Annotated in this window: 15 protein-coding genes and 1 pseudogene; 8 read left to right on the top strand and 8 right to left on the bottom strand. The window is 44.5% G+C overall.

The features are described 5' to 3' along the window. Nucleotides 1-302, top strand: a pseudogene (locus H595_RS0117905) (IS4 family transposase); the annotation flags it as partial. Nucleotides 303-362: 60 nt separating this feature from the next. On the opposite strand, the gene cspD reads toward H595_RS0117905, so the two are convergent. Beyond that, entirely contained in the window at nucleotides 363-581 is a 219-nt protein-coding gene (gene cspD / locus H595_RS0117900; RefSeq protein WP_027672423.1) for a cold shock domain-containing protein CspD, read from the bottom strand. 190 nt (nucleotides 582-771) lie between these two features. Between cspD and clpS the strand changes: the two genes are divergently transcribed. Then, nucleotides 772-1,092: an ATP-dependent Clp protease adapter ClpS gene (gene clpS, locus H595_RS0117895; protein WP_027672422.1), complete on the top strand. Its 321-nt coding sequence runs from the start codon at nucleotides 772-774 to the stop codon at nucleotides 1,090-1,092. 54 nt (nucleotides 1,093-1,146) lie between these two features. After that, on the top strand, nucleotides 1,147-3,414 hold the full coding sequence (clpA, locus tag H595_RS0117890) for an ATP-dependent Clp protease ATP-binding subunit ClpA (protein WP_027672421.1): 2,268 nt from the start codon (nucleotides 1,147-1,149) through the stop codon (nucleotides 3,412-3,414). Nucleotides 3,415-3,496: 82 nt separating this feature from the next. On the opposite strand, the gene infA is transcribed toward clpA, so the two are convergent. From infA to trxB, 4 genes are all read right to left on the bottom strand, one after another. Then, on the bottom strand, nucleotides 3,497-3,715 hold the full coding sequence (gene infA, locus H595_RS0117885; protein WP_008610216.1) for a translation initiation factor IF-1: 219 nt from the start codon (nucleotides 3,713-3,715) through the stop codon (nucleotides 3,497-3,499). Between the two features lie 94 nt (nucleotides 3,716-3,809). Then, entirely contained in the window at nucleotides 3,810-4,511 is a 702-nt protein-coding gene (locus H595_RS0117875) for an arginyltransferase (protein WP_027672420.1), read from the bottom strand. After that, nucleotides 4,504-5,226: a leucyl/phenylalanyl-tRNA--protein transferase gene (gene aat / locus H595_RS0117870; protein ID WP_027672419.1), complete on the bottom strand. Its 723-nt coding sequence runs from the start codon at nucleotides 5,224-5,226 to the stop codon at nucleotides 4,504-4,506. The genes H595_RS0117875 and aat overlap by 8 nt, the downstream gene beginning before the upstream one ends. A 13-nt stretch (nucleotides 5,227-5,239) precedes the next feature. Then, nucleotides 5,240-6,196 (bottom strand): thioredoxin-disulfide reductase, encoded by a 957-nt coding sequence (gene trxB, locus H595_RS0117865; protein WP_027672418.1) that lies wholly within the window; start codon nucleotides 6,194-6,196, stop codon nucleotides 5,240-5,242. 206 nt (nucleotides 6,197-6,402) lie between these two features. Between trxB and H595_RS0117860 the strand changes: the two genes are divergently transcribed. Then, nucleotides 6,403-9,681, top strand: coding sequence for a sensor histidine kinase (locus tag H595_RS0117860; RefSeq protein WP_156886018.1), 3,279 nt, complete (start codon nucleotides 6,403-6,405; stop codon nucleotides 9,679-9,681). A gap of 220 nt (nucleotides 9,682-9,901) precedes the next feature. Continuing rightward, nucleotides 9,902-11,527 carry a S8 family serine peptidase gene (locus tag H595_RS0117855; protein WP_240474933.1) on the top strand — a complete coding sequence of 542 codons (1,626 nt, stop codon included), beginning with the start codon at nucleotides 9,902-9,904 and terminating at the stop codon, nucleotides 11,525-11,527. A 33-nt stretch (nucleotides 11,528-11,560) separates the two neighbouring features. Here the strand turns inward: H595_RS0117855 and trhA are convergent, their stop codons facing one another. Continuing rightward, on the bottom strand, nucleotides 11,561-12,202 hold the full coding sequence (gene trhA, locus H595_RS0117850) for a PAQR family membrane homeostasis protein TrhA (protein WP_027672415.1): 642 nt from the start codon (nucleotides 12,200-12,202) through the stop codon (nucleotides 11,561-11,563). 97 nt (nucleotides 12,203-12,299) lie between these two features. Between trhA and H595_RS0117845 the strand changes: the two genes are divergently transcribed. Further along, entirely contained in the window at nucleotides 12,300-13,556 is a 1,257-nt protein-coding gene (locus tag H595_RS0117845) for a glycosyltransferase (protein ID WP_027672414.1), read from the top strand. A gap of 5 nt (nucleotides 13,557-13,561) precedes the next feature. Here H595_RS0117845 and H595_RS0117840 read toward each other — a convergent pair whose 3' ends face one another. Then, the gene (locus H595_RS0117840; RefSeq protein WP_027672413.1) at nucleotides 13,562-13,897 is read right to left on the bottom strand and encodes a hypothetical protein; all 336 of its coding nucleotides are present in this window, start codon (nucleotides 13,895-13,897) and stop codon (nucleotides 13,562-13,564) included. 136 nt (nucleotides 13,898-14,033) lie between these two features. Between H595_RS0117840 and H595_RS0117835 the strand changes: the two genes are divergently transcribed. Both H595_RS0117835 and H595_RS0117830 read left to right on the top strand, forming a co-directional pair. Beyond that, nucleotides 14,034-14,792 (top strand): Nif3-like dinuclear metal center hexameric protein, encoded by a 759-nt coding sequence (locus tag H595_RS0117835; protein ID WP_027672412.1) that lies wholly within the window; start codon nucleotides 14,034-14,036, stop codon nucleotides 14,790-14,792. Beyond that, entirely contained in the window at nucleotides 14,789-15,556 is a 768-nt protein-coding gene (locus H595_RS0117830; RefSeq protein WP_027672411.1) for a methyltransferase domain-containing protein, read from the top strand. Before H595_RS0117835 ends, H595_RS0117830 begins: the two co-directional genes overlap by 4 nt. Nucleotides 15,557-15,583: 27 nt before the next feature. Here H595_RS0117830 and H595_RS0117825 read toward each other — a convergent pair. Beyond that, on the bottom strand, nucleotides 15,584-15,881 hold a 298-nt coding region (locus tag H595_RS0117825), incomplete at its 5' end, for an IS5/IS1182 family transposase (RefSeq protein WP_027672410.1).

Genomic DNA, 15,881 nt, shown 5'->3' with positions numbered 1-15,881 from the left:
GGGGGGTGTTGCTCGCTTACAATTTAATTCGATACAAAATGGTATTGATGGCCAAGTCCCTTAAAAGTGTATTCCCAAACCAACTGAGCTTTAGAGATGCCTCATCGCACATCATCCACAAGCTCACTCTGATGCCAATTTATGCGCCGGGTAATGTGCCCGGATTCATCTTTGAAATAGAAAAAAATGCCAGTCAATTCAAGCTTGAAGGAAAGCGAGAACGCAGTTATCCAAGGACGCTAAAGGTATCGAAAAATCGCTACCCGGTGGCTAAAAGTAAAAATGCCGCTCACCTTAAGTGAACGGCATTAGGCGTTAAGCCTGCTTTTTTTTGTCGTTGTGCGTAGCACTAAACAAATAGTTTACTCTGACAGATCACCGGGCACTTTAATATTTACAGCGTGAAGGCCTTTAGGACCCTCAGACAAGTCAAACTCTACGTCTTGTCCAGCTTTTAGCGTGCGGTAGCCGTCCATGCTAATAGTTGAATAATGGGCAAAGATATCCTCGTCACGGCCATCTTCGCGGATAAATCCAAAACCTTTGGCATTATTGAACCATTTTACTTTACCGGTAGCCATACAACTTACTTCCTTCTCTAAGTTAGCTAAATTCTGTATTCTAGTATCGACAGCGGGATTGTTTGTAATCCCAACAACTAATGTAGATAATTTGAGCATACAGTCAAGTTATTTGCAAAATTAAACTAATATTTAACTAACAATTAACTTAAAGCTCCTTTGATGGAATACACAGGCATGGCTATAGTTTATGAGCGGCATTAATCACGGCAACGAACAACAAGGCGGATTGGAAGAGTTAACACGGCAACGAGTGGCTCCTCCGCCAATGTATACAGTTTTACTGCATAATGATGATTACACACCGATGGATTTTGTCATTGATGTTCTTAGTCGGTTTTTCAACATGCAGTATGAGCAGGCGACCGAAGTGATGTTAAAAGTACATTACGAGGGCAAAGGTAAATGTGGGGTTTTTACAGCAGAAATAGCGGAAACAAAAGTGCAGCAGGTGATGCAATACGCAAAAGAGCATCAACACCCGTTGCTTTGTACCATGGAGCGCGCATAAGGTAGGCCTTTGCATGATTCTGGTGTCGTTACTCAGGTGGATTAGGAGTGGTGTATGTTAAATAAAGATCTTGAGTTAACTCTGAATTTGGCTTTCAGGTTCGCGCGTGAGCGCCGTCATGAATATATGACAGTTGAGCACTTACTGCTCGCATTGCTAGATAACCCTGCTGCAGGAGACGCCTTGCGTTCTTGTGGCACTAACATTGAAAAACTGCGTCAAGAACTGGCCAGTTTTATCGATTCCACTACGCCGGTCCTACCCGATGGTGAAACCGAGCGTGATACACAGCCTACATTAGGCTTTCAGCGCGTGTTACAACGGGCGGTTTTTCATGTGCAGTCATCCGGTAAGACAGAGGTTACCGGTGCTAATGTGCTGGTGGCTATTTTCAGCGAACAAGAGTCGCAAGCGGTTTACTTATTGAAAAAAATTGATATTAGCCGCCTGGATGTCGTTAATTTTATTTCTCATGGTGTAACCAAAACCGAAAAACTTGAACAGCATGATGAGCATTCGTCTGAAGAAGGTGCTGAAGCGACAGCGGATGATAGTAAATATTTAGAAAATTTTACGGCAAACTTAAATGTGCAGGCAAAAAACGGCCAAATAGATCCGCTGATTGGTCGGGAACATGAAGTCGAGCGTGCAATACAAGTACTTTGCCGTCGGAAGAAAAATAACCCCTTGTTGGTTGGTGAGGCCGGCGTTGGAAAAACAGCTATTGCGGAAGGGCTGGCATACCGTATTGTGCATAACGAAGTGCCTGAAGTTATTGCCAATGCAACAATTTATTCGTTAGATATGGGCGCCTTGCTTGCAGGGACTAAATACCGTGGCGATTTTGAAAAACGTTTGAAATCATTGCTAAAAGAGATTGAGCGTGAAAAGGACGCCATTTTATTTATTGATGAAATTCATACTGTCATTGGCGCCGGTGCCGCATCGGGTGGTGTGATGGATGCCAGCAATCTAATAAAGCCATTATTATCAAGTGGCCGATTGCGTTGTATGGGCTCCACTACGTATCAGGAATTTAAGAGTATCTTTGAAAAAGACACGGCGTTAGTTCGGCGGTTTCAAAAAATTGATGTGGTTGAACCCAGTATTGAAGATACCACTCGAATTTTATTTGGTTTAAAAGAACGGTACGAGCAGCACCATAATGTACGCTATACACAAAAAGCGATTCGTGCAGCGGCGGAATTGTCGGCAAAATACATAAACGAGCGGCATTTACCCGACAAGGCGATTGACGTTATTGACGAAGCTGGTGCCAGTCAGCGGTTATTACCATCCTCTAAACGGCGTAAAGTAATTAATGTTCCTGAAATAGAACATGTTATCGCTAAGATGGCGCGTATACCTGAGAAGTCCGTATCAGCGTCTGACAAGGATGTGCTGGCGAACCTGGACCGCAACCTTAAAATGGTGGTGTTTGGCCAGGATGAGCCCATTGAGGTGCTTACAGCTGCTATCAGGCTGTCGCGCTCTGGGCTAGGTAGTGAAGAAAAACCTATAGGTAATTTTTTGTTCGCCGGCCCGACTGGGGTAGGTAAGACCGAAGTGACCAAGCAACTGGCTAAAGTGCTTGGGGTTGAACTGTTACGTTTTGACATGTCTGAATATATGGAAAGGCATGCTATCAGTCGGTTAATTGGTGCGCCACCAGGCTATGTGGGTTTTGAGCAAGGCGGTTTGTTGACGGATGCTGTATCGAAGCAACCTTATTCTGTTGTGTTGTTGGACGAGATAGAGAAGGCGCATAGCGATATCTACAATATTTTATTGCAGGTAATGGATCACGGCACCTTAACGGATAACAATGGCCGAAAAATCGATTTTCGCAATGTTGTGTTAGTGATGACAACCAATGCGGGCGTGCAAGAAACTGTGCGTAAGTCGATAGGTTTTCAGCAGCAAGATAATAGCCACGATGCCCTGGCTGAGATTAACCGTACATTTAGCCCTGAATTTAGAAACAGGCTGGACGGTATTATCTGGTTTAAACATTTGGCCCTGGATATTATATTGCAAATTGTTGATAAGTTTATTTGTGATTTGCAAGTGCAGCTGGATAGAAAGCAAGTATCGTTGGAACTGAGCGCTGCAGCCAGACAATGGTTGGCAGATAAAGGCTACGACCCTTCTATGGGAGCCAGACCGATGGCACGGGTTATTCAGGAACAGTTGAAAAAACCGCTAGCCAACGAAATACTGTTTGGCCGCTTATTGCACGGTGGTGATGTCAGGGTAGGGCTGGTTGACGATAAACTAAGCTTTGAATATCAAACTGAACAAGAGGCTGCACTTACTGAATAGTATATTACAGAGGTAGCTGATATTAACAACAAACCCGGCCATGGCCGGGTTTGTGTTAGCGGATATAAAGTAAGGAGCCAGCTTAACGCTGACGGAACACGATACGACCTTTAGTTAAGTCATAAGGTGTCAACTCTACGGTTACCTTATCGCCGGTTAAAATACGGATATAGTTTTTACGCATTTTACCTGAAATATGAGCGATAACGACATGGCCGTTTTCCAGTTCAACTTTGAACATGGTATTTGGCAGGGTATCCAAAATGGTACCTTGCATTTCAATTACGTCTTCCTTCGCCATTCAGCGTACTTGCCTCTTAAAATTGGGTGAACCATAAAAAAACTGCGCAGATTGTGCCGAAATCATCGGCATAAGTAAAGCAGCAAGCGCTTTTTTAACCAAATGAATGCCATTGTCCCTGAATAAAACGCTGTTGTGGACGAAAAACAGCCTTATAAGCCATTTTTTGGCATTCATTAATTTGATATCCAAGATACAGCCACTGTTTCTGATTTTGCTGCGCACACTGCAATAAATAGAGTACTGCCAAAATACCCGGTGACAATGCGCTTACCGATGGATGAAAAAAACTGTATACCGCTGAATACGCATCTGATGTTGTATCAACAATGGTCACGGCAACCAACTGCTGTTGTCGGTATTGTTCCAGAAAATGTAATTTCATCCATGAGCAGTTAAGCATAGTGTTAAGTTGCTCACGTGAGGGTGGAAACATACTGCCATCGGCATGTTTATAGGTTATGTAGTCAGCAAACAGCGGAAAATAGTCGGCACTGGGTTTATCAACAAATTTATGTGTCAACTCATTGCGTTGGGCTTTGTTTAACAACCTGCGTTGACTGCGGCTGGGTGAAAAGTCGATAGGGTTTATTCTTACAGACTGGCAAGCGCTGCAGTCGGGGCAGTGCGGTGTATATACCTGCTCGCCACTGCGCCGGAAATTAAGTGCCAATAGCTGTTGGTATAGCTTTGGCGATAACGGTTGATCAGGTAGCAAAAATACCAGCTGTTCATCTTCGTTAGGTAAATAGCTACAGGGTAACGGTGCAGTGAGACCAAATTTTAGTTCAGGCATTATTGGCGACCAATTCAAGATACTGTGGTTGCCAATCATCTGCTGTAGTAGTGGTCTGACCATATTGATACAATAAACGAACGTAGTCGTTGCGTGATATTGCTTGAGCGCCTTGTTGTTGTAAAAATGGATTAGGCATTTGGCAGTCTATCCAGCCAGCACCCAATTGTTGTAGCTGATGTTGTAGAGCAACTAATGCCAGTTTCGCCATGTTTGGTACCAGGTGAAACATAGATTCACCGCAAAATAGCTTACCAATCAACACGCCGTATAATCCTCCGACGAGTTTATCTTGCTGCCACACTTCAATACTGTGAGCATAACCTAAGTTGTGTAGCTGGCGATAGGCGTGTTGCATCTCAGGCAAAATCCAAGTACCAGGTTGTTTAGCTCGAGGTGCAGCGCAGCACTTTATCACGTCATTAAACGCAAAGTTTATACTGCATCTGAGTTGGTAACGGTTAATCTGTTTTTTTAACGTCCGGTTTAACTGCAATGTATCCGGTGCGAATACAGCACGAACAGAAGGACTCCACCAGAGTATAGGGTCACCTTCACTAAACCAGGGGAATATAGCTTGAGAGTAAGCACTGATTAACCGTTGTGGGGATAAATCGCCACCCATGGCAAGCAATCCATCGGGTTCTGTTAGCGCACGATCCAGCTTGGGAAAGCTGACATCATGCGCTGAGAGTTCTGGCAGATATATCGCCACGTATAGTCCTGGATTACTTGTTCAAAGCGTCCAGGTAACGTTCGGCATCTAGCGCAGCCATACAGCCGGTGCCAGCAGAAGTTATGGCTTGGCGATAAATATGGTCTGACACGTCGCCTGCAGCAAACACGCCTTCAATGCTAGTTTGAGTGGCATTGCCTTCGCTGCCACTATGAACAGTTAAATAGCCGCCTTTCATTGCTAGCTGATCTTGAAAAATATCCGTATTGGGTTTGTGACCAATGGCAATAAAAACACCTTGCAAGTCAAGCTGCTCATCAGCTTTACCTTGGGTTGATTTTAATCTTACACCGGTAACGCCCATCTCATCGCCCAGCACTTCGTCAAGTTCACGATGGGTATGCAGAATAATATTGCCGCTGTTAACTTTAGCCATTAAGCGGTCAACCAGAATTTTCTCTGCTTTAAAACTGTCGCGACGATGAACTAAATGCACTTCTGCAGCAATGTTTGACAGGTAAAGTGCTTCTTCTACCGCGGTATTACCACCACCCACGACGGCGACTTTTTGATTTTTATAGAAAAAACCATCACAGGTAGCACAGGCAGAAACACCACGGCCACTAAAAGCTTGCTCTGATGGTAAGCCTAAATATTTGGCTGAAGCGCCGGTACAAATAATTAACGCGTCACAGGTATAAACGGCATTGTCACCTGTTAGGGTAAAAGGACGTTGAAGTAGGTCAACAGTATGGATATGGTCAAAAACGATTTCTGTATTAAACGTTTCTGCATGCTCACGCATACGATCCATCAGCGCAGGGCCGGTTAAGCCATGCGCGTCGCCTGGCCAGTTCTCTACTTCAGTGGTGGTCGTCAACTGCCCACCTTGCTGCATGCCAGTAATTAAAACAGGATTCAAATTAGCGCGTGCTGCATAAACTGCAGCGGTATAGCCAGCCGGACCTGAACCAAGAATAAGCAGGCGACTGTGTTTAACATCAGACATGTGTTTCTCCGAAAGCAAAAGCATAAAAGCGGGTTATGGCGACGATTCTAAAAGAATGCAAGCCTAAGCGAAAGTGGCACTATAGATTTAATCAAATCAGCACTGTAAAGCCATTTATGCTGTGCTATCGTTAGGCAGCTATTTTTGTGTTTTTAGTCTTATTTTTTACCTTAAATGTATACTGTTTATCGATAACAGAGGTGGTATTGCTTTATCAAATAATAAAGATAGTTTTCTTCGTTACCTTGTCTACTTTGTTGATTTTGACGCCACATAGTAAGGCATGGGCAGAGCGTTTTAGTCGATTAGGTGTCGATGATGGTTTACCTAATGCAACCATTTATAGCGTGCAGCAGGATAAAACCGGCTATCTTTGGCTGGGCTCTACTAATTCAGGCTTGCTGCGCTATGACGGCTATCGTTTTGTCGAGTTTCCTCTGCTCACTAATGAAGAACTTGTTAACCATCAAACACCTGATGTGGGTGTAGTCTTAATCGATGATGATGACGCTATTTGGGCCGGTACTTGGGGCATGGGCTTGTCGCGACTTGATGCTAAAACGTCAAAGCTGTCGCGTTTTACTGAAGCAAAAGGACTGGCTGGCAATCAGATTCAAGCGTTGCTTAAAGATAATTCTGGGCGGGTGTGGGTAGGAACAACTGCGGGTTTAAGCCGGATTGAAACAGATGATAGTATCAGTCATATAGGTCGTGACCCACTGTATCCAGTACTGGCAGACCAAAGAATTTGGAGCCTGACAAAAACAACTGATGGCGCTATCTGGATTGGCACCTCTGCTGGTTTGCATCGCTGGCATGACGATGTGGGGCTTAGCCCCGTTATTGAATTAGTGCCCGGTGCTGACAATTTAAGCCGAAGCAATGAAATCAGAGTAATAAAAAATATTAACAATCAGCTTTGGGTGGGAAGTCGTATAGGCTTATTCCGCTACGAGACAGAGCAGCAACGGTTTGTCGCTTTACCCCTGATGGCAGCAGGATTGTCAGAGCCCGTACTAAACGTTATTACCGGTGGAGATGCCCAAAATACCTTGCTGATTGGAAGCTACAATGGCCTGTTTCGTATTAATTTAGACGGTGAAACTCCACTTGTGACTCAGTCACTGAGCCACGTTAATATTCGCAGCATTTTAACGGATCGCTCTGGCGTGTTGTGGTTAGGCTCACGGGAGGGAGGGTTATACCGGAATATTGTTTCGAGTAACGCTTTTACAGACATTAGTAGTATATCTGCTAGTTTAGCGCAACAAGATGGCTTTTCAGTTACTGCAATTTTAAAACATAACGGTCAAATGTGGCTTGGTGGTGCAGAAACCTTATATCAGATAACGTTAGATGACGGTCAATTTACTCAATATAATGTCGGCAGTCGTGTAAATGCGGTAGTCGCAGGTGCACTTAACCAAATTTATGTGGCAACCGACAACGGATTACTACTTTATCATCCGGATACCGGTATTAAAAACCTAAGTGAGCCTTTCGACTTGGCCGGTGTTGCTAATCGGAATGTTCGCGATTTAAAAATTGATGATTCAGGCAGGTTGTATTTAGGTATGTGGGGCGAGGGTGTTATTGCCTGGCAACCAGAACAGCATGCAGTTCAGCATTGGTTGACGCAATTATCTGAAACATCGGTCGGCAATGCTGTACAGCAACTCTTTGTTGGTGAAAATAACCAGCTGTGGGTTGCCACCCGATACAGTGGCGTATACCAAATTAATCTGGCTACTGGCGAGATGCAGCAGTTTAGTGCTTTACCAGACTCTAAAATAAAACTAGTACACAATAATGTGCAATGCGTTAGCGAGCATGCTGCGCTGTTGGTAATATGCAGTCGTGAAGGTTTGGTGTTAGTTAACCAAATAAGTGGTGAGCAACAGCTGATCACAACAGAACAGGGTTTACCCTCTAATAATGTTCTAGGTGTATTGCAACAGGGTAAACAATTGTGGGTTATGACCGCAAAAGGTTTAGGATACCGACCAACATCAGGGCAACGGTTCTTACATTACACCAGCCATGATGGTTTGGTTAGTTCGGAGCTAAACACCAACGCGATGTTTGCCGAAAACGATACACTTTATTTTGGTGCAATAGCGGGGTTGATTGCAGTTAAACCCTCACTGCTTACTGACAATAACGCTGTGCCTCAGCCAGTATTATCATCTTTTGTTATCGATCATCATATTGTGCAATTAAAACCGCATGGCAAGCCGTGGCCGCTAATCAAACTGTCGCCTGACAGCCATACCATGAGTTTTGAATTCAGTGCCTTAGACTATCAGGATCCGCAGCGGAATCAATTTCAATACAAACTGGCTGGAATTAATCAAGATTGGGTTATGGCGGGTACCAATAATAGTGCTTTCTACGCGAATTTACCTGTCGGCACTTATCCCCTGTGGCTTAAAGTATCAAATAACCATGGTGTGTTTAGCGCTGCTGAAATTGTCGCTACGTTACAGGTTTTACCGCACTGGTGGCAGCAACGCTGGGTTATTTACTCTGCAATGTTATGCGTTGCGTTAATACTTTGGTTGCTACATCTTTATCGCCTGCGCCATATCAGGCAAATTAACCGGTTGTTACAGTCAGCCGTAGATGATAAAGCCCGGGCTCAAATAGTACTTGAAACCCGAGTTACTGAGCGAACAAGTGCATTAGAAGAGAGCTCTATTACTTTGTCGCTGCGAACCAAGCAGTTAGAGCGCAGCTTGGAAGAACAAGCGAAAACGAATTTGGAATTAAAGCGCCTGGATAAACTTAAAGATGAGTTTATCGCTACCGTAAGCCACGAGCTGCGCACTCCGCTTACGGCAATTCGAGGGGCAGTAGGACTTATCGCGCAAAATGTATTAACGCCTGATCATCCTGCCTATCAAAGTATGTTGCAAACTGCTCAAGCCAATAGTGAGCGTTTAGCTCAGCTAATTAATGACTTACTCGATTTGCAGAAATTTGCCGCGGGGAATTTTACGCTAAACGTTGCACATGTAGATTTAGCTGACTTGGCGTCGCAAGCGATTCAAGCGATGTTACCTTATGCAAAACGTTATGATGTTGAACTTACGTTAAAAGTTAGTGGGAGTGATACATTTATCGTCAAGGCAGATGCACTGCGGCTACGCCAGGTAATTGATAATCTTACGTCGAATGCCATTAAATTTTCGCCCAAGCAAGGGACAGTCGTTGTTAGATTAAGTGCGACTGAGCAAGACGTTAAGTTAGAAGTTGAAGACTGTGGAAGTGGCATACCAGAGATGTTTCAACAACGAATATTTGAGAAGTTTTCTCAAGCTGACAGTTCAGATAGTCGGGCAAAAGAAGGTTCAGGTTTAGGCTTGGCTATCTGCAAGAAAATTATTGAAAATCACCATGGTGATATTGGGTTTAGCTCAATAACCGATCAGGGATCAATTTTTTGGTTTACATTGCAGCGCATAGGTAATGGTCCTAAACCTTAGTTTTTCATTAACATTCGTAATATTGATAATGTAATAGCTATACTTGTTCCTAAATAAATCATTTTGTTTCTGATAGTTATATTAATTTTCTGAAAAAGGTTTATCTCATACATTTGTAAAGAATTTATAATACATTTGTAAAGAATTTATAATATGTTTGTAATGGATGTCTGGGTGATAGTTGGTTAAGTTTTGAGCGGCAGGATGCGAAACGTACAACATGGACCTTATAAAACCTACCAAGGGCACTATGATGAACAAAATGACTACTTTACTGGCACTTGCGTCTGCCAGCTGTTTTACCCTGAGCTTTACCTCTGTTGCAGTCGCTGAAGGCTTAAACATCGCCGAACAAGCAATTACTTTACCAGCGCTATTAGAAGAAACGTCTGACCGTTACATTATTAAGTTCAAAAACCCAGCCGCACAGGAGCTGATGAGTACTGACGGCACCGCAGCAAATGTTGCCGAGTTTTCAGCTCTGCGTGCGCAGCAGACGCTGCAAAAAGCCAACGTCTCCGCATTGAAACATCTTTCCGCGGTTAATGCGTCAGTCGCTAAACTTTCACCTAAACAACTTAAGATGTTGCAAAGTGATCCAAACGTTGAATACGTTGAAGTTGATGCTAAGCGCTACTTAATGGATGTTATTACTCCATTTGCACAATCTACCCCTTATGGTATCACCATGGTGCAAGCGAACCAGGTGAGTGACAGCAGCGCTGGTAATACTAAAGTGTGTGTTATTGATACTGGATACACTTCTGGCCATGAAGATTTGCAGAGCTCTGGTGTAACCGGTTTTGCTTTTTCGGGTCATGGCAACTGGTATTCGGATGGTAACGGCCATGGTACCCACGTTGCGGGCACGATGGTAGCGTTGGACAACAACAGTGGTGTTGTCGGTGTGATTGGATCTGGTCAGGCCGGTGTACACATTGTAAAAATATTTAATGATTCAGGTAACTGGACTTTCGCATCGGATCTGATTGATGGTATTCAGTCTTGTCAGAATGCAGGCGCTAAAGTGGTCAACATGAGTCTGGGTGGTGGTTCATCCAACCAGACTGAAAATGCAGCAATGAACAGTTTTTATAATAGCGGCATGTTATTGGTTGCGGCAGCAGGTAATGGCGGTAATACCAGCTTGTCATATCCTGCGTCCTATGATGCGGTTGTTTCCGTTGCAGCAGTGAGCTCAAGTGGTGCTCTTGCCAGTTTCTCACAGCGTAACTCGCAGGTTGAAATTGCCGGACCAGGTGTTGGTGTAAGTTCTACCTGGAACAATGGTGGTTATAACAGTATCAGCGGTACTTCAATGGCATCGCCTCATGTTGCAGGTGTGGCCGCTCTGGTATGGAGTAATCATCCACAATGTTCAGCAGCACAAATCCGTAGTGCCTTAAATGCGACAGCAGAAGACCGTGGTTCATCGGGTCGTGACACGTCTTATGGTTGGGGTATTGTTAAAGCGAAAGCTGCTCATGATTATTTAACCAATAATGGCTGTGACGGTTCGGGTGATGGCGGTGGTGATGGTACACCTCCAGGCGGTGGCGCATCATTCCCTAACTTGTCGGGTACCAGTGGTCAGTGGTTAAGAGGCAGTTATCAAATTCCGGCTGGCGTATCAACTTTGACCTTCCAAATTTCAGGAGGCACAGGTGATGCTGATTTATACATGCGTTATGGCAGTCAACCAACAACAACGTCATATACTTGTCGGCCTTATCTAAATGGTAATAATGAAGTGTGCACGATTAACAATCCGCAGGCAGGCACTTGGCATGTCGGCATACGTGGTTATACCGCGTTTAGTGGTGTGACGTTTACGTACCAATACTAGTAATACCCAAAAGGCCGGGTTTTCCGGCCTTTTTTACATGTTTAGCGCAAAATAATATACCGCGAAAAAATGCAGGATGCTGCCAACCAAAACAAAGATATGCCAGATCACATGATGCATAAATAAGCGTTTCCAGGCATAAAAAATGACGCCAAGCGAGTAAATTACCCCCCCAGCAAGCAATAGCAGCAAACCGCCAGTTTCAACATTGCTTAACATGGGTTGAATAGCAATCACCACCAACCAACCCATACCGAGATAGAGTGTTAACGATAATTTTTTGTATTTTAATCCTGTTGCAAGCTCAATAATGACACCTGCAATCGCCACAGTCCAAATTAATGCAAATAGGGGTAAACCCCAGTTGTCACGCAAATTTAGCAGTGTGAAAGGGGTGTAGGTGCCGGCAATAAGTACAAAAATCGCTGCGTGATCAAGTTGACGTAGTTTGCGTTTAATGTCGGTTTGTTGGACGCAGTGATACAGTGTTGAGCTGCTATAGAGCAAAATAATGCTTGTTCCATAAATAACACTGCTGGCCAGATGCCAGTGGTCACCTGTTTGTAATGACAGTTTAAGCATTACTATCAGGGCAAGTACGCCCAAAATGGCACCAATACCATGAGTAATAGCGTGGAACCGTTCTTCAATTGGAGAGTAATAGGTTGTTGTCATAACACGTCCCAATTCTTCGAGTTAGCCATGTTAGCACGTCAATCGGTGTCGCTGGCGCAGTTTTGCAGGTAGAATGCGTGCTTTATTTGGAGGTGCCATGTCTGCAACGACGCCATTGTTGATTATCGTTGGCTATGTTTGGCCAGAGCCGAAGTCTTCCGCTGCGGGCTATCGGATGCTCAGCTTAATTCAATTATTTCTGGCCAAAAATTGGCGGGTAATTTTTGCCAGTGCGGCAGAACTTAGCCCGCACCGATTTGCATTGGCTGAGCTTGGCGTTGCGGAGCACTGCATCAGTTTGAACGATAGTAGTTTTGATAACTGGATAGCGGAGCAAGCTCCGCAGGCTGTGATGTTTGACCGCTTTATGTTGGAAGAACAATTTGGCTGGCGTGTAGAGCAAGCTTGTCCAGACGCTATGCGCATCTTAGACATGGAAGACTGTCATGCGCTTAGGGATGCGAGACATCAGTGCTTTAAAAGCGGCAATCCTGTGAACGCGCAAGCACTAAATTCTGAGTTAGCGCTGCGTGAAGTTGCAGCGATTTATCGTTGTGATCTTACCTTGGTTATATCTGAATTTGAGATGCAGTTGCTCCAGCAGCATTATGCTGTGCCAGCAAGCCTGTTGTGTTACTGCCCGTTTTTAATGGACAACACCTCGTTATCAAATGTACCTGACTTTAATCAGCGACAGCATTTCGTCGCGATAGGTAACTTTCGCCATGCGCCAAACTGGCAGTCTGTTTTGTGGTTACAGCAAGGTATCTGGCCGCTGATCCGTAAGCAGTTACCGCAAGCCGAATTACATATTTATGGTGCTTATCCGCCGCCCAAAGCCACAGCATTGCATAATGCTAAGCAGGGTTTTCTGATCAAAGGCTGGGCTGACGATGCGGTTAGTGTACTGCTGCAAGCCCGAGTTTGTTTGGCGCCGTTAGCCTTTGGTGCTGGGTTAAAAGGCAAACTATTAGATGCCATGCGCTGCGGTACTCCCAGTGTTACAACGGATATTGGTGCTGAAGGTATGTTATTAGATAACCAATGGGCCGGCATCATTGCAAATGATGATATTGCTTTGGCTGAGGCGGCCGTGAAGTTATACCAACATGTCGACTTATGGCAACTTGCTCAAAAGCATGGCTTTGACACTGTACAGATCAAATTTAGTTTAAAGCAGCATGAACAAAGAATATGGCATGAGTTGATACAGACACTTCAGCAGATAGAGATGCATCGTCAGAGAAATTTTACCGGCTTAATGTTACGCCATCATGCTTATCGCAGCACTAAGTTTATGGGGCAGTGGATAGAAACAAAAACGCGTCTGGCAGCATTAAGCAACCAGACTTAAACGTTTTAACGGCATCCTCTTGGTGGACGCTGTGCACTGCCATTACGTTGCGCCCACATGGCAGCAGCTGATTGACCGTTGCCAGTAGACTTCGCTTTTACTGCTTTAGCCGGCTTAGAGGCGGCTTTTGGTGCAGTAGCTTTCTTAGCCGCTACCGGCGCCGCTTTTTTGGTTGACGTGTAACTTGCGCCCAGTTCGGCAAGCTCTGCCAGACGAATATTTTTACCGCCGTCTACGCTGAACCAACCTGGCTTTTGCTCCAGCTGTGGTGCTTTACCAAATGCGGCTTTATAGGCTGCTGTAAATTCGGCAACAACCAGATCTTTATCCAATTTAGTCATACGGATCCTTAACAGATATTATTTTATGCATGTAGCTCGGTATTTATACAACATTTTGCCCTGTTAAGACAAATGTGCCTGTTTTTTTTGTTGGTTGCAGTACAATAGCGCCATGTTAATAGCGGGGAACCGAGACATGGTTGAGCGCAACATCTTAGTAAAATGGTTAAACGACGAACTACAAATTAATAAGATACGTGATTATTGCCCTAATGGCTTGCAGGTTGAAGGTAAAGCGCAAATCAACCGCGTGGTTACAGGGGTGACAGCGAGTCAGGCACTGTTGGATGCAGCAGTAGCAGTTAACGCCGATGCTATATTGGTGCACCACGGTTATTTTTGGAAAAATGAAGCTTATCCGGTTATTGGTATTAAGAGAAAACGGCTGCAAACGTTGTTAAACCACGATATTAATCTGCTGGCATATCACTTACCGCTCGATGTACATCCTGTGCTTGGCAATAACGCCCAGCTGGGGCTATTGCTGCATGCAACAAATGTTTGCGCGGTGAATGAAGCTGAACCAAACGGTGTACTGATGCAGGGGGAACTGATTGCTGAAACAGCATTGGATACCATAGCTAAGTCACTTGAAAGCAGTTTAAACAGACAAGTACTGGTGCATGACGCCGGTATTGGCAGTGTAAAAACACTGGCGTGGTGTACAGGAGGCGGCCAGGGTTATATTGAACAGGCTGCAGCAGCAGGGGCCCAACTCTTTATTACTGGTGAGGTATCAGAGCAAACCATACATTTGTCTCGTGAACTGGGGATCCATTTTATTGCTGCCGGCCATCATGCGACCGAGCGTTATGGTATCAAAGCGTTGGGTGAATGTATCGCCAGGCAATTTGGTCTAGATGTGCAATTTATTGATATCGATAACCCGGCATGACAATAAAAACTGATCGTAGTTTTGACGGTATAGCGACTAAGTTTCAGCATAACATTTATGCTAATACCAAAGGATTGCTGCGCCAGCAGGTACTGCTGCGTGATTTAGCTGATCTTAATGTGTTACAACAACCTACACGTATTTTGGATGTGGGGGCGGGGCAGGGACAGATTGCATTGGCGCTGGCTGCACAGGGCCATCATGTGCATTTGACTGACATTTCTATAGAGATGTTGCAGATAGCACAGCAGGCTGCAACAGCACAGCAGATAAATCAGGTGAGTTTTGAACATATTGGTTTGGCGGCATTAGCATCAAGCCAAACACAGCAATATTCACTTATCTTGTGTCATGCTATGCTGGAGTGGTTAGCTGAGCCAGAAACCGCTATTGCCCAGCTAAAAAAATTACTGCAGCCTGGCGGTATATTGTCACTGATGTTTTATAACAAAGAAGCCAAACGATTTGCCAATATTGTCTATGGTAACTTTGATTATGTGGCTGCCGATTTTAAAGTTAAAAAGAAAGTTAGTTTAAACCCTCAGCATCCGTTATCTCCGGCTGATGTATTAAGTTGGTGTCGACAGGCCGGTTTTACCCTAATGAGCAAAACCGGGGTACGTTGTTTTCATGATTACCTGCGCGAGCCAGCACAGCAGCAAAGTCATTTTGACCAACTACTGGCACTGGAACTGCAGTATAACCGCACTGAACCCTATGCGTCTTTGGGGCGTTATCAGCATTTTTTGTTGCAGTCTGACTAGGGCCTGTTGATCTTTGCTGTTTATAATTCAGCCAACCCACATTGGCAGCCATAATAGACAGCAAGCCAAGGCAAGTGTACTTGCATAATTCCGGGCCAATTTATCATACCGGGTTGCTACTGAACGGTAATGTTTTAGCCTGGCAAACACGTTCTCTACTAAATGGCGATATTTGTACAGACACCAATCAATATCGCCATTTCCAATTTTTGAATTACGTTTACGCGGTATCGTTGGGACGCCATTTTTCGCTCGGATCTGCTCCCGTACTTTCTCACTGTCATAGCCCCGGTCTGCGATAACATGCTCGGCATCAGGCAGTTGT

The organism is Rheinheimera baltica DSM 14885, from assembly GCF_000425345.1.
GTDB classification, from domain to species: Bacteria; Pseudomonadota; Gammaproteobacteria; order Enterobacterales; family Alteromonadaceae; genus Alishewanella; species Alishewanella baltica.
The sequence above is the reverse complement of the archived record's forward strand: the minus strand, read 5'-3'. Positions and strand labels throughout refer to the sequence as shown.

Coding starts and splice junctions, on each gene's coding strand:
- cspD (WP_027672423.1), bottom strand. CDS start 581: ATGGCTACCGGTAAAGTAAAATGGTTCAATAATGCCAAAGGTTTTGGA.
- clpS (WP_027672422.1), top strand. CDS start 772: ATGAGCGGCATTAATCACGGCAACGAACAACAAGGCGGATTGGAAGAG.
- clpA (WP_027672421.1), top strand. CDS start 1,147: ATGTTAAATAAAGATCTTGAGTTAACTCTGAATTTGGCTTTCAGGTTC.
- infA (WP_008610216.1), bottom strand. CDS start 3,715: ATGGCGAAGGAAGACGTAATTGAAATGCAAGGTACCATTTTGGATACC.
- H595_RS0117875 (WP_027672420.1), bottom strand. CDS start 4,511: ATGCCTGAACTAAAATTTGGTCTCACTGCACCGTTACCCTGTAGCTAT.
- trxB (WP_027672418.1), bottom strand. CDS start 6,196: ATGTCTGATGTTAAACACAGTCGCCTGCTTATTCTTGGTTCAGGTCCG.
- H595_RS0117855 (WP_240474933.1), top strand. CDS start 9,902: ATGGACCTTATAAAACCTACCAAGGGCACTATGATGAACAAAATGACT.
- trhA (WP_027672415.1), bottom strand. CDS start 12,202: ATGACAACAACCTATTACTCTCCAATTGAAGAACGGTTCCACGCTATT.
- H595_RS0117845 (WP_027672414.1), top strand. CDS start 12,300: ATGTCTGCAACGACGCCATTGTTGATTATCGTTGGCTATGTTTGGCCA.
- H595_RS0117840 (WP_027672413.1), bottom strand. CDS start 13,897: ATGACTAAATTGGATAAAGATCTGGTTGTTGCCGAATTTACAGCAGCC.
- H595_RS0117835 (WP_027672412.1), top strand. CDS start 14,034: ATGGTTGAGCGCAACATCTTAGTAAAATGGTTAAACGACGAACTACAA.
- H595_RS0117830 (WP_027672411.1), top strand. CDS start 14,789: ATGACAATAAAAACTGATCGTAGTTTTGACGGTATAGCGACTAAGTTT.